This window comes from Ruminococcus sp. YRD2003 (genome assembly GCA_900109435.1).
In the GTDB taxonomy this organism is placed as follows: Bacteria; Bacillota; Clostridia; order Oscillospirales; family Ruminococcaceae; genus Ruminococcus; species Ruminococcus flavefaciens_G.
The window spans coordinates 1-12,899 of record FNZT01000004.1 but is presented as its reverse complement, the minus strand read 5'-3'; the positions used below and the strand labels follow the sequence as shown (position 1 = coordinate 12,899).

At 54.0% G+C, this 12,899-nt stretch carries 14 protein-coding genes and 1 other RNA gene; 6 read left to right on the top strand and 9 right to left on the bottom strand.

Annotated features, from left to right (window positions below):
* Nucleotides 1–83: 83 nt before the first annotated feature.
* The 4 genes from BMX22_RS03005 to gpr form a co-directional block, all read right to left on the bottom strand.
* Nucleotides 84–455, bottom strand: coding sequence for a hypothetical protein (locus BMX22_RS03005; RefSeq protein ID WP_074740534.1), 372 nt, complete (start codon nucleotides 453–455; stop codon nucleotides 84–86).
* Nucleotides 448–915 carry a transcriptional regulator NrdR gene (gene nrdR / locus BMX22_RS03000; protein WP_074740533.1) on the bottom strand — a complete coding sequence of 156 codons (468 nt, stop codon included), beginning with the start codon at nucleotides 913–915 and terminating at the stop codon, nucleotides 448–450. Before nrdR ends, BMX22_RS03005 begins: the two co-directional genes overlap by 8 nt.
* On the bottom strand, nucleotides 912–1,709 hold the full coding sequence (locus BMX22_RS02995) for a sugar phosphate isomerase/epimerase family protein (protein WP_074740532.1): 798 nt from the start codon (nucleotides 1,707–1,709) through the stop codon (nucleotides 912–914). The genes nrdR and BMX22_RS02995 overlap by 4 nt, the downstream gene beginning before the upstream one ends.
* A gap of 142 nt (nucleotides 1,710–1,851) precedes the next feature.
* A complete protein-coding gene (gene gpr, locus BMX22_RS02990) occupies nucleotides 1,852–2,700 on the bottom strand; it encodes a GPR endopeptidase (RefSeq protein WP_074740531.1) in 849 nt (282 codons plus the stop codon).
* Between the two features lie 223 nt (nucleotides 2,701–2,923).
* Between gpr and rpsT the strand changes: the two genes are divergently transcribed.
* Nucleotides 2,924–3,184: a 30S ribosomal protein S20 gene (gene rpsT, locus BMX22_RS02985; protein WP_074740529.1), complete on the top strand. Its 261-nt coding sequence runs from the start codon at nucleotides 2,924–2,926 to the stop codon at nucleotides 3,182–3,184.
* A 99-nt stretch (nucleotides 3,185–3,283) separates the two neighbouring features.
* Here the strand turns inward: rpsT and BMX22_RS02980 are convergent, their stop codons facing one another.
* The gene (locus tag BMX22_RS02980; protein ID WP_074740527.1) at nucleotides 3,284–4,543 is read right to left on the bottom strand and encodes a hemolysin family protein; all 1,260 of its coding nucleotides are present in this window, start codon (nucleotides 4,541–4,543) and stop codon (nucleotides 3,284–3,286) included.
* 369 nt (nucleotides 4,544–4,912) lie between these two features.
* Between BMX22_RS02980 and ffs the strand changes: the two genes are divergently transcribed.
* The 5 genes from ffs to recR all read left to right on the top strand — a co-directional run bounded on the left by ffs (nucleotide 4,913) and on the right by recR (nucleotide 8,646).
* Nucleotides 4,913–5,114: signal recognition particle sRNA large type (ffs, locus tag BMX22_RS02970), an RNA gene on the top strand.
* 3 nt (nucleotides 5,115–5,117) lie between these two features.
* The gene (locus BMX22_RS02965; RefSeq protein ID WP_143055465.1) at nucleotides 5,118–6,020 is read left to right on the top strand and encodes a hypothetical protein; all 903 of its coding nucleotides are present in this window, start codon (nucleotides 5,118–5,120) and stop codon (nucleotides 6,018–6,020) included.
* A 16-nt stretch (nucleotides 6,021–6,036) separates the two neighbouring features.
* Complete coding sequence (gene dnaX, locus BMX22_RS02960; RefSeq protein ID WP_074740521.1) at nucleotides 6,037–7,665, top strand: DNA polymerase III subunit gamma/tau; 1,629 nt, start codon at nucleotides 6,037–6,039, stop codon at nucleotides 7,663–7,665.
* A gap of 22 nt (nucleotides 7,666–7,687) precedes the next feature.
* Nucleotides 7,688–8,038, top strand: a complete 351-nt coding sequence (locus BMX22_RS02955) for a YbaB/EbfC family nucleoid-associated protein (RefSeq protein WP_074740519.1) — start codon at nucleotides 7,688–7,690, stop codon at nucleotides 8,036–8,038.
* 5 nt (nucleotides 8,039–8,043) lie between these two features.
* The gene (recR, locus tag BMX22_RS02950) at nucleotides 8,044–8,646 is read left to right on the top strand and encodes a recombination mediator RecR (RefSeq protein WP_074740517.1); all 603 of its coding nucleotides are present in this window, start codon (nucleotides 8,044–8,046) and stop codon (nucleotides 8,644–8,646) included.
* A 67-nt stretch (nucleotides 8,647–8,713) separates the two neighbouring features.
* Here recR and BMX22_RS02945 read toward each other — a convergent pair whose 3' ends face one another.
* The 4 genes from BMX22_RS02945 to BMX22_RS02930 form a co-directional block, all read right to left on the bottom strand.
* The gene (locus BMX22_RS02945; RefSeq protein ID WP_074740515.1) at nucleotides 8,714–9,724 is read right to left on the bottom strand and encodes an aldose 1-epimerase; all 1,011 of its coding nucleotides are present in this window, start codon (nucleotides 9,722–9,724) and stop codon (nucleotides 8,714–8,716) included.
* A gap of 66 nt (nucleotides 9,725–9,790) precedes the next feature.
* On the bottom strand, nucleotides 9,791–10,411 hold the full coding sequence (locus tag BMX22_RS02940; RefSeq protein ID WP_074740513.1) for a nucleoside deaminase: 621 nt from the start codon (nucleotides 10,409–10,411) through the stop codon (nucleotides 9,791–9,793).
* 2 nt (nucleotides 10,412–10,413) lie between these two features.
* A complete protein-coding gene (locus tag BMX22_RS02935) occupies nucleotides 10,414–11,067 on the bottom strand; it encodes a DUF805 domain-containing protein (RefSeq protein WP_074740512.1) in 654 nt (217 codons plus the stop codon).
* Between the two features lie 34 nt (nucleotides 11,068–11,101).
* Complete coding sequence (locus BMX22_RS02930) at nucleotides 11,102–12,469, bottom strand: citrate/2-methylcitrate synthase (RefSeq protein ID WP_074740510.1); 1,368 nt, start codon at nucleotides 12,467–12,469, stop codon at nucleotides 11,102–11,104.
* Nucleotides 12,470–12,899: the final 430 nt, after the last annotated feature.

Genomic DNA, 12,899 nt, shown 5'->3' with positions numbered 1-12,899 from the left:
GGGAACGGCGTCCTCGACGTCCCTTTTGCAGGACTGAATATCTGCGGGCGAGCGGAACTCGCCCCTACAGTGTTTTCAACATATTACTTGAATACGTTGATAAGGTTGCCCAGAACGGGAATGCGTATCGCATAGCCCTTCCATGCTCCGACTGCAAGGAATGCCTCGCAAAGAAATATGAACAGCGGTATCACCGTGCCGATAAGTCCGAAAGGACCGCCTATCATGCCGAGTATGCCGCCGATAGCGCTGAGTACCGAGGACACGATGAACCAGCACAGCGACTGGTTCGCGTGGAACTTGCAGAACTCCGATTCCTTGTCAATGGCAAAGGGCAGGAAAAAAAGTATGGGGATTATATACGGGAGTATGACATATATCTCGTATTTCCGCATATCCTCGCCAAAAAGCATCTGAGCTTCGTCATCGTTGAATTTATCAAATAAATTATCCATTTTTATCTTCCATTCTCTTTCGCTCGACTTCATTGATGACTTCGATGAAGCTGTTGACATCGGTGAAGTCTTCGTATACCGAGGCAAACCGTATGTACGCGATAGGGTCTATCTCGCGGAGGCGGTCGAGCACTATCTCGCCTATCTCCTTCGAGCGTGCCACGCTCTTGAGAGCGTTGGCAAAGTAGTTTTCAACATAGTCGGCTATCTCGTTGACAACATTTATCGGGATAGGACGCTTGCCGATGGCGTTGTATACTCCCGTTATCAGCTTCTTGCGGTCGAACTCCTCGTAGCTGCCGCTTCTCTTTTCGACCATGAGGAGCGGCTTTTCCACCTCCTCGAAAGTCGTGAACCTTGCTCCGCAGTTGATGCACTCTCTCCTGCGTTTTATCTTGCTGTCCTTCGGCCGTGAATCAATTACCTTTGAATCGGGGAAACTACAGTACGGACACTTCATTTTTCTGCCTCCTGTTCATATTGCTCGGTCATGTTCACGAGCACGTTATAGCTCGATATAAGGTCGCTTATCCCGCCGAAGCCGCTTCTGTACAGCTCGAGGATGACGTTCGCATCGGGGTTCAGGGCGTTGAGCTTGTCGAAGAACTGTCTGAATCTGAATCTGCCCTTGCCTATGAGAAGACAGTCGCCGAGTTCGCCGTTATCGCTGATATGTATGTGCTCTGTGCGGCTTCCTGCGGCGTCAAGGAAGGTGAAGGGGTTCTCGCCCGCGCGTATCGCCTGCTTGGTATCGAGGACGAACGCAAATTCGCTGCCGAGCATTCCCGCGACCTCCCGCACAAACGCGGATGAGCCGCTCCGACAGCGCGAGACGTTCTCGAGAGCGACCTTTACGCCGAATTCCTGCCCTGTGCGGTAGAGGCGGGAGTAGCGCTCGCAGAAAAGCTCTGCGGGCTGATTCGCCTTGCTCCCGTGGAGGACGAAGATGTCGGCTCCGACTATATTCATAAAGCGGAAATAGAGCTTGTAATACTCCATGGCGTCCTCGAAGCGGCGCTCGTAGTCGGAAAAGAACATGAGCTGTTCTATCTCGCAGGTGAAGGGGTGAAGAGCGCAGCATTTTATGTCGAACCGTCTGAGCAGATTCGCGACGCTGTGTGCGTAGCTCTTTTTCAGCTCGGAATGGGTATTGATGAATATTTCGAGGTTTGCCACGCCGCTGACAGCCAGACGGTATATGCTCTCCTCGAGCAGCTCGGGATATAGGCACGCCGTTGATACGCCAGCCTGCATAGCGGTTCACCTCCGATAAAAATAATACTATGAATTTATTTTAACATAGAATTGTGAAAAAAGCAACAGGCGCGGCAAATTTTATCGGTTTTTCCGCACCGATGCGGCAGGCTGCTCATTTATAACGTATAGGCAACACCGCTCAGAAGAGTGCCTGCACGTCAGCAAAGCTCAGGGTCGGCTGCAATGCGAGGTTTATCCCGAAGGCTATGAGCTGAGAGGCGCGCTCGGTCAGGCGGTCGATATCCCGCGGAGTCACCAGCATATTCGGCAGCTCGGCACCTATATCCCTGCCCGTGAGGCTGCGCACTATCGTGTGCATATCCACTACGGTCGGCACTCCGACAGCTATCACGGGCACGCCGAGCTGCACCTGCGAGAGCTCGCGCCGTGCATTGGCAACGCCGCTCCCCGGAGAGATGCCGCTGTCGCATATCTGTATCGTCGTCCCGAGACGGCTGACGTCCGAGCACGCGAGCGCGTCTGCGGCGATGACTGCGGCAGGCTTTATCTCGGTGCATACCGCGCGAACCAGCTCGGCTGTCTCTATGCCCGTCTGCCCCATTACTCCGCCCGCTACGGAGCTCACACGCCTCAGCGATGTCAGGAAGCCCGCCTCCTCGTCCGTGAGCTCGTCGCGGAGATGACGCGTCGCGAGCACCTTCTCGGCTATGCGCGGACCTATCGCATCGGGCGTGATATCGCGGTTCCCGAGCCCGACAACGAGCACCTCGCCCTCGGGTATCAGCTTTCGGAGCTCGGCTGCAATCTCTTCCGCCATTTCTTCATATTCATCGGAGAAACGGCTGAGGTCGCCGCTCTCGAGCGTGATATATCTGCCTCTGCCTTTGCCGAGAGTCCCGCGGAAGCTGTCGTCGGGTATGACTATCTCGGTTATGCTGAAGGCTTCACCGCGGCTTGTGACCGTCACACCCGCAGGAATGTCGTCCGTCTGTATCTGCTCGACGGCAAGGTCTGTTCTGATATCCATGCTGTTACCTCCCGAAAGTTGTGCATATTGCTCTGAAATCCGCGTAAAATGTCTGCTTATTGCTCCATTTTGCCTATTGCTTTTTTTTGGCGGAAATGGTATAATATTTACTGTCTCAGTAGGGGCACTGTGCGTTGCAGTCCCCGCGCATACGTTACCGTATGCTTATTATATGAATACAGACTGCGGTTTATCCGCGGATACGCTCAGGAGGTGTAACAAAATGCCGAACATTAAATCTGCAAAGAAGAGAGTAAAGGTTAACGCAACCAAGGCTGCTGCCAACAAGGCAAGAAAGTCCAATCTCAAGACTGTTATCAAGAAGGCTGATATCGCTTGCTCAACAGGTGCTGCTGACAAGGCAGAGGCTGTAAGAGTAGCTATCAAGAAGGTTGACCAGGCTTGCGCACACGGTCTTATGCACAAGAATAAGGCTGCAAGAAAGAAGTCTCAGCTCGCTAAGAAGCTCAACGCTGCCGACTAAGCCTTATACAATATATAATAAAACGCCCCTGTGTATCTCACAACACAGGGGATTTTTTTATGAAAATGATACCCGCTCCCGCGGGCACGCCGACAGTCCTCATTCTTCGCCGTCGGGAGTTTCCGTGGGGAGTACCTCGATGACCACTTTCTCGACATTCTGCTCGCTGACCTCTGCGGCTGTGAGCCTGAATACGCCCGAGTCCGCACTTTCTCCTGCCTCGGGGATATGCTCGAGTATCTCCGTTATCCACCCTCCGACGGTGGAATACTCGGTCACTATCATGTCCTCGTCGAGACCGAGAGTCTCGAGAAGGTCGCTGATATTGAGGTCGCCCGCGCACTCGTACTTATTGTCCGCGAGCCTGACTATATTCGTGATTATCTCGTCGTCTTCGTCGTATATCTCGCCGACGAGCTCCTCGATGATGTCCTCAAGCGTTATCATTCCCTTGGTGCCGCCGTACTGGTCAGTCACGATAGCAAGGTGTACCTTCGAGCGCTGCATCGAGCGCATTGCCTCGCTTATGAGCTTGGTATCGGCGATATGCGGCACTTCCTGAATGATGCCGCGGATATCGTCCTTGCCCTCGATGAGCATTTTGAAGAACGCTTTGTTGGTGATGATGCCGATGATATTGTCGAGGCTCTTCTCATAGACGGGCAGACGCGAGTACATCTCGCGGGTGAAAGTCTCCTTTATCTCGTCGATGGTGTCGGTGACGTCAACGCCTATCATCTTCACGCGCGGGATAAGTATCTCCTCGACGGATATCTCGTCAAATTCGAGAGCACTTTTTACGAGCTCGCTCTCCTGCTCTTCGATGACGCCTTCTTCCTCTATCTCGTCTATCATATATTTGAGCTCGTCCTCGGTGACGGTAGGTGCTTCGTCGCCCTTCGAGAACAGCGACGAGAGCTTGTTCAGCGCCCATACGCACGGCTTCAGCAGCACTATCAGCACCCACAGCGGCGAGGCGAACGCGAGGGATATCTTCTCGGCGTTCTTCTTGGCGTAGGACTTGGGCAGCACCTCGCAGAATACGAGCACAAGCACCGTCACAACAGCCGTCGAGAGCCCCGCTCCCTTGCTGCCGAATATGCTGACGAAGAGGAGCGTGCTGACCGACGAAGCGGCGATATTGACGATGTTGTTGCCGATGAGGACGGCGGTGAGCACCTCGTCGAAGCGGTTGGCGAGCTTCAGAGCCTTGGCTGCTTTTTTATTTCCCTGCGACTCGTAGTTTTTCAGCCTCAGCTTGTTCACGCTGGAGTAGGCGGTCTCTGTGCCCGAAAACAGGGCTGAAAACGCCATCATCGCTGCCACGAGTACGACCTTCCAGATATCAGATTTTTCCATGTTCATCCTTTCTGTCATACAGACAGGTTTATTTTACCATATTTCGGCGAATAATGCAAGCAAAAAAACAAGAAATGACACGGCAGCAGAGTTTACTATGGGCAGCACCGTACAAAATGTGCGGCTCAGCTTGTCAATAAACCTGTTTCGGAACGCCGAGGGCGGCGTTCCCTACAAAAACATCTGCGTAGAATAGCCAAATTGTAGGGGCTGGCGTCCTCGACAGCCCAATGATTTACAATGAAATATGACTTTTTTGACAAGCTGCACCACACAAAATGTGCGGCTGATAATTGTCTGTTCTGTATATGGTCAAGCTGCCGTGAGGAGTCTCCCGTGTAAAAACAGACAATAAAGTCTTGACAAGAACGCGCCGATGTGGTAAAATAATATGTGGCGTTTGATGCGCCGCTATAATATTTTTAAGGAAATTCCGAAATATAGATGTGCGGGCCCTGTGCAACAAGACACCGTGAACCATGTCAGGCGGGAGACCGAGCAGCATTAAGCGGATCGTCTCGTGTGCCGCAGCAAGCCTGCACATCTATGTTCCGGAATTTTTTTCGGGGCGGTGATGAAAGTGTTGAAGGCTTTTTTCGGCAGGCTCGCTGACGCTGTTATGCAGGCGGCTCCTATAGGGTCGCTTCTCGGATTGATATTGTTCTATCTGTTCGTGCTTGCGGCTGAACTGCTGCGCTTCGAGCTGTCCGTAACGGTGCTGCTCTGCGTGCTTGTGGCACTGCACATCGCTGCTATGGCGCTGATGACGCTGCTCAGGCTCGCTGCGGGCTTCCATAGGTACGACATGGACATCGTCGGCAGAAACTTCGTCGGCATAAGCAAAAAATGCCGCATTTTCAGCCACGCCCTCGAGCTCCACTTCAACCGCAGGATAAACGCCTCGCTCGACGAGTTCAGGCTGCTCGGCTCGGAGTACGAGAGCCGCCTCACCGACAGCGAAAAGGCTCTGGTCAGCTTCTATACGGGGCGGTGCTATGACCAGCTCCGCTACTATCCGAACGCGCTGATGTGCTACGAGCGCGCCGCAGAACAGGGATTCGACAACAGCATACTGCCGTTCCTGCGCGCAAGATGTACGGGCGCCAACGGCGATACCGAAGAGGCTATCGGACTGTATAACAAGGTGCTCTCGGACGAGAAAAGTCCCTTCCGCAACCTCGTGTACAACGACATCGGAAGAATGTTCCTCGACCGCAATGAGCCTTCCGAGGCTCTCGGCTGGTACAGCAAGGCTATCGCAAACCGCCACTCCGTTGCGGAGGCTTACGGCGGCGCGGCTATCGCGCAGGTGATGCTCGGCGATATAACCGAGGGTGAGCGCCTCTTCCGCGAGGCTCTGCTCAACCACATAAAAGACCCCAAGGGCTTTACCGATTACTACAGGCGCATCCTCGACTCGGTCGTACACGAAAAAGAGACCGAGAAAAGACTGCAAAAGCTCGGGGATACGAAGTGAAAGGGAGGGAGATAAATTGTATAAGGCGCTTTACCGCAAGTGGAGACCGCTCACATTCGACGACGTTATCTCCCAGCAGCATATAACAGATACTCTCAAAAATCAGATAAAGAACGACAAGACCGCTCATGCCTACCTCTTCACGGGCTCGCGCGGTACGGGCAAGACCACCTGCGCGCGTATCCTCGCAAAGGCTGTAAACTGCCCGAATATGAAGGACGGCAGCCCCTGCCTCGAATGCGATATCTGCCGCGACGCCGACGAGGGCGCTCTAACCGATATCATCGAGATAGACGCAGCCTCCAACAACAGCGTCAACGATATACGCGACCTCCGCGACGGAGCCATCTACTCCCCCGAGCGCTGTAGGTTCAAGGTGTATATCATCGACGAGGTGCATATGCTGTCTATGCAGGCGTTCAACGCTCTGCTCAAAATTATGGAGGAGCCGCCCGAGTATGTCAAGTTCATACTCGCGACCACCGAGATACAGAAAGTCCCCGCGACCATTACCTCGCGCTGTCAGAGATATGACTTCCGCCGCATAAAGCAGAAGGATATCGCTGCAAGACTGCTGTATATTGCCTCACAGGAGGACATTTCTCTCACCGATGACGGTGCGGACATGATAGCTAAAATTGCCGACGGCGGTATGCGCGACGCGGTCTCGCTGCTCGACCAGTGCTCGGTCACTGCCGAAAAAATCGACGCCGCTGCCGTATCAAATACGGCGGGCATAGCGGGCAGAGACAGCCTCTATGTCATACTCGAAGCCGTCACCGATTCGGACGCTCCCGCCGCTCTTGCGGAGACGGACAAGCTCTACAATATGTCCAAAGACCTCACGAATCTCTGCGAGGAGCTGATATTGCAGCTCCGCAACATCATGCTCATCAAGGCTTCGCCCGAGAGCGCCGCGGATATCCTCGTGTGTACTCCCGAGGAGCTCGAGCGCCTCAAAGCTATTGCCGAGAGGTCGGAGCTCGGAGAGATAATGAGCCGCATCGAGGCTTTGCAGGTCTGCCGCGAGCGTATGATGAGAGTGCTCAACAAGCGCGTCGAATTCGAGATGACGCTCATAAAAATATGCGGCAGGGTAACAAATGCCGCCGCTGCTATTGACAATTCCGAAATTTATGATAAAATAAAACAGTTGGAGGACAAGCTCAACGCTATGCCGACAGGCAGCCATCAGCCCGCCGAGCCGAGCCGCGATACCCGCAGAGTTTACACCGCTTCGAGCCCCGCAGCCGACAGCGAGCCCGCTCCCGATACGAGAGTCGATATCGGCACCGTCAGGGAAGAGGAGCTCACTCCGTGTGAGAAATGGGACGAGATAATGGATGAATTCCGCAAGCTCAACCCGTCCTGCGCGGGGAGCCTTGAGGGCTCTACTGCCGCAACAAAGGGAAATGTGCTCTGCATCTTCACCCCCAACAACTTCTTCATATCGCTCTTCAAGAGCAACAAGGATAACGCGGTATCGCTCGGACGTGCGATATTCAACGTCCTTGGGCAGAAGTACCGACTGACCGCGCGCTGCACCACTTCGGTCGAGGATACCAAGAACCTCGCCGAGCAGCTCATTCAGAAAGCCGTTAACAGCAATGTAGAAACAGCTGTTGATAATAATGCAAACCAATAAAACCTAAAAAGGAGAAATTACAATGAAAGCAAGAATACCTAAGAATATCGGCGGCGGCGGCGCCCAGAACATGAACCAGATGATAAAGCAGGCTCAGAAGATGCAGGACGAGATAACCGCTCTTCAGGAGGACATCGAGGCTCGCGACTTCACCGCAACAGCAGGCGGCGGAGCTGTAGAGGTAACTCTTTCGGGCAAGAAGGTCATAAAGTCTCTCAGCCTCAAGCCCGAGGTCGTTGACCCCGAGGACATCGAGATGCTTCAGGACCTCATCATCAGCGCTGTCAACGAGGCTGTAAACAACATCGAGACTACCACTGAGTCTGAGATGAGCAAGATAACAGGCGGCGTTTCGCTTCCCGGTCTGTTCTGATAGCTATGCCCGACCATAACGCTCTTCCGCTGGTCATACTGGCGGAAAAGTTCGCTTCTCTGCCGGGTATCGGCATGAAATCGGCTCAGCGGCTCGCCTACCACGTCATGTCTATGGACGAGGGCGCGGTAGAGGAATTCGCACAGGCTCTGCTCGACGCGAAGAAGAACGTGCGCTGCTGCAATATCTGCCAGAACCTCACGGAGCGCGAGATTTGTCCCATATGCGACGACGACGAACGCGACAGAAGCGTCATCTGCGTGGTCGAGGGACCTAAGGACGTGACAGCTTTCGAGCGCACACGCGAATACAACGGCGTGTATCACGTGCTGCACGGGCTGCTTTCGCCTATGGACGGCGTGACTCCCGACAAGCTCCGTATCAAGGAGCTCCTCGCACGTATCGCAAAGGGCGGCGTGGAGGAGGTCATCATGGCGACCAATCCCACGGTAGAGGGCGACGCTACAGCTCTGTACGTGGCGGGACTGCTCAAGCCGCTCGGCGTGAAGGTGTCGAGGCTGGCGTTCGGTCTGCCCGTCGGGGGAATTCTCGAATATGCGGACGAGGTCACACTGTATAAGGCGCTCGAAAACCGCAATAATATGTAAAAAAGCTGCCAGGGGGAGTGCTCCCCCGGCAGCCTTTTTTTAATGCAACACCGTACAGATACGGCGGTCAAAGCTTTGTGAAAAAGCGCTGGTGGGACTTGAATGTCTCGCCCGGCTTTATCTCGCGGTAGCCTGTCACATCTGCGGGAAGGCTGAGATTCGGCGCGTCTATCATCGCTGTCATGGGCTCGGGACAGAAATAGTGGTTGAAGCCGCGGTCGTTCCAGATTATCCAGAACTTGTACTCGTCCGATACCTCGTAGCAGAGCTTCTTGCCGCTGGCGATATCCTCGGCGATGACGCCGTGGAACTTCTCGTGGTCGAGCTCGGCATACTCGCCGAAATACATATCGTTGTCGACTACCTGCAATACGGGGCACTTGTTGCCCGTCTTGTATTCAAGGTCCCACATTGTGAGGGACTTGAGCTTCTCCGTCGGCAAGCAGCGCTCGTTGAGCTCACACTTCTTGCCTATCGGCACTGTCAGGCGGATATCCGACTCCTTTGCACCGTCAACGAACGGAGCGTTTATCGCCGTGTGCGAGGCTATGGATATCGGCATCACAACATTGGAATTGTTCGTGAAGCTGATGTTCTGCTCGAGTCCGTTCTCCGAGAGGGTGAAGGTGTACTCCGCGACGAAGCGTATCGGCAGGTATTTGAAGAACTCGTCGTTCTCGTCGTATACGTAGCGGGTCTTGACCCACGCACAGTTTCCGTCGGCATTGTGCTCGACCAGCTCGTGTACGCGCTTGTGTATAAAGCCGTGGATGTGGTTGTTATAGGGAGCCTTCTCGTTGACGGGGAGCTGATAAACAGCGTCCGAGGTCTTGAGCACGCCGTCTGCGAAACGGTTGGGCAGATAGAGGGTGGGGAGTCCCCATACCTCTGCGGACTGCCTTATAACGTCCGCGTCGTTGTCGTCGGAGTAGCGGAAGAATTCGAGACCGTTCCTGTTATCGCGCAGACGGATAACGTTGGAGCCTATCTCGTATGCTATCAGCGCTTCATAGCCGCCTGCACTCAGCTTGACGCAGGTCATGCCCCCCCAGTTGATGAGCTGTGTTGAATTTGCCATATACATCATTCCTTTCATTAAAGCCTGTCCGCGGGAGATGCCGCAGAACAGCATAATTACCTTTTTTCAGCCGAACATTGCCAATATACGGTCGAACACCTCGCCTGCCGCTGTACCTGCTTCGGCAAGCCTGTCGAGCTCTTTCGCGGCGTAGAGCTCACGCGCGGCGGAGACTGCCTCGGGCATATACGCTTCAAACTTATCGAGCACCTTCGGGCTCGCGCCGCTGTCGACGTATCTCAGCTCGCGGTAGCTCTGCACGGTGAGCTGAACGAGCTCGACCTCGCCGAGCTCAAACGTGAAGTCGAGGCGCTTTTCCGCATAGTACGGCTCGGTCTCGGCAAGGTGTACCATACCGCAGTAAGGGTCGCGGGCGGCGGAGCGCAGATGCCTTATCCCCGCCATAACTGCCGTTCCCATGCACATGGGACACGGCTCCATCGTAGTATAGAGGGTGAGGCTGTGCAGGTCGCCGACGGAGGTGTCGAGCCGCCTCAGCAGATTCGCCTCAGCGTGCGATATACGGCGGTTTACCGTATCCGCTTCATTCGAGCGGTTGCGGTCGCAGAGCAGTATAGCGCCGCTTTCATCGCAGAGCGCCGCACCTATCGGGACACTTCCCGTGCGGAAGGCTTCCCATGCCTCCTCAAAAGCTGCTCTCCACGGAGCAAAAATATCTTTCCACATATTCAGTTCCTCGGCTCTCTGCCGTACTTGTTGGGCTCATGCTGACCGTCGAGACAGCATATCACTATCTCGTAAACCTTCAATCCGAGCGGTATGAACATTGTTCCGCTCGCGATGAACAGCATTGCCAGCCAGCCCTCGATGGATATGATATCATCGTCTATAGCACCGAATATCGCCAGCATGAAGCATATGACCACAGCCGCACTCAGTATGCTCCATAAGCAGCACACTATCGACTTTATCAGCGGGAAGATGCCTGTTCTGCCCGTATCGTGGAAACGCCTGTAGGTTATCGCAAGGGTCGGCAGAAAGAATGCCAAGCTTGCAAGATAAGACAGACCGGGGATAACAGCATTCAGCAGCCAGCAGCATATCTTTATCATCGTCACGAACAGGAAAGCATACCAGTATTCGCTTCTCGTCGAGCGCGTTTTGAAGTTGACATAGTTCACGAAATAGAGCTTTATCGCCTCTCCGAAGCCGACATATTTCGGCGAATCCTTCACGCTCTCCTGCGGCTGAGCATAGCCGTATGCAGGCGGCGGAGGCGGAACGGGTGCGGGATATGCCGCGGGAACGTCCTGTTTCTCGCCGCATATCGGGCAGAATTTCGCCCCGTCGGGTATCTCATAGTTACACTTTTTGCAAATCATACAAATCCCTCTTTTTTGCGTTCCGAACCGAAAATCAGTCCATGCGGTTCTCCATATCGGTGTACTCGCGCATGGGCGAGATAGCCTTGTATGCGGGGCGGATTATCTTGTTCGAGTTGATGAGCTCCTCTATGCGGTGCGCCGACCAGCCTGCAATGCGCGAAACAGCAAATATCGGCGTGAAGAGCTCGTCGGGGATGCCGAGCATACGATATACGAAGCCGCTGTAGAAGTCAACGTTCGCGCACACGCCCTTGTATATGCGGCGCTCCTCGGCGATGACCTCGGGAGCAAGGCGCTCGACCAGCGAATACAGTGCGAATTCGTCGTGCCTGCCCTTCTCGGAGCTGAGACTCTCAACAAAGCCCTTGAACACCTTCGCACGCGGGTCTGACTGCGAGTATACGGCGTGTCCCATACCGTAGATGAGCCCTGCTCTGTCGAAGGCTTCCTTGTGAAGGAGCCTGCGCAGATAACCGCGCACCTCCTCTTCGTCCGTCCAGTCGCTTACCGACTGCTTCATATCGTCGAACATCATAGCTACCTTGATATTGGCTCCGCCGTGCTTGGGGCCCTTCAGCGAGCCGAGTGCCGCCGCTATCGCAGAATAGGTATCCGTGCCCGACGAGGACACTACGTGTACAGTGAATGTCGAGTTGTTTCCGCCGCCGTGCTCGGCGTGGAGCACGAGCGCGAGGTCGAGGATACGCGCCTCGAGCTCGGTGAAGCTCTTGTCGGGGCGGAGCATATACAGCAGATTCTCGGCAATTGAGAGCTCGGGGCGGGGGTCGTGGATAAAGAGACTGCCGCCCTCACTGCTGTATTTGTACGCGTTATAGCCGTAGACCGCGAGTACGGGGAAGAGCGTTATGAGCTCCACGCACTGGCGAAGGACGTTCGGTATCGAGATATCATTCGCGTTGTCATCATAGGAGTACAGCGCAAGCACGCTCTTTGCGAGAGTGTTCATCATATTGTCGCTGGGAGCCTTCATGATGACGTCGCGGGTGAACGATGACGGGAGCGTGCGGAAGTCCGCAAGGAGCTGTCTGAACTCCGCAAGCTCGTGTTCACTGGGCATGGTGCCGAAGAGCAGGAGGTATACGGTCTCCTCATAGCCGAAGCGCTTCTCCTTGATGAAGCCCTCGACGATGTCCTCAACGTCGATGCCGCGGTAGTAGAGCTTGCCGTCGCCGTGATTGGGCATACCGTCGCCCATATCGAGCACCTTTATCGTGCTTATATTGGTAAGACCGGCGACAACACCGTTTCCGTTTATGTCGCGCAGTCCTCGTTTAACGTCATATTGTGTGTAAAGTTCGGGGTTTATTTTATAGCTGTCGATAGAACGTTCCGCGAGCTTGGTTATCTCGGGAGTTATTTTAGAAAATCTGTAATCCATTTTTATCGCCGTCCTTTCTGTGTCTGTGGAAAATGAAGCCTAAAGATGTTATTATTATAATACATTTCGCCAAAAATGTCAAGGCGCGGCGAAACGGTGCGTGCAGTTTGTATAAAATCAACAGTGTCGGTATTTGTAATTGTTTGTTGAATTAGCACGCTTTTCTGTCAACGGTGCAGAGGCTGATGCCCGCAATGCGCTTTTCGGCCTCTGCCGCAAAAGATTTGTGCACAATGTACTTGACATTAAAAAATGTATATGATAAAATGCGTTATGGCGGTTATTTTAGAGCCGTTAGCTGTTAGCCTTTAGCCATTAGCTTGCGGTGTCCGCTTACGCGGACATAATTTGAAATATATCGCCGTCAGGCGATACCATTAGCTAACGGCTAACGGCTAAAGGCTAAAGGCTTATGATAAAATGCGTTATG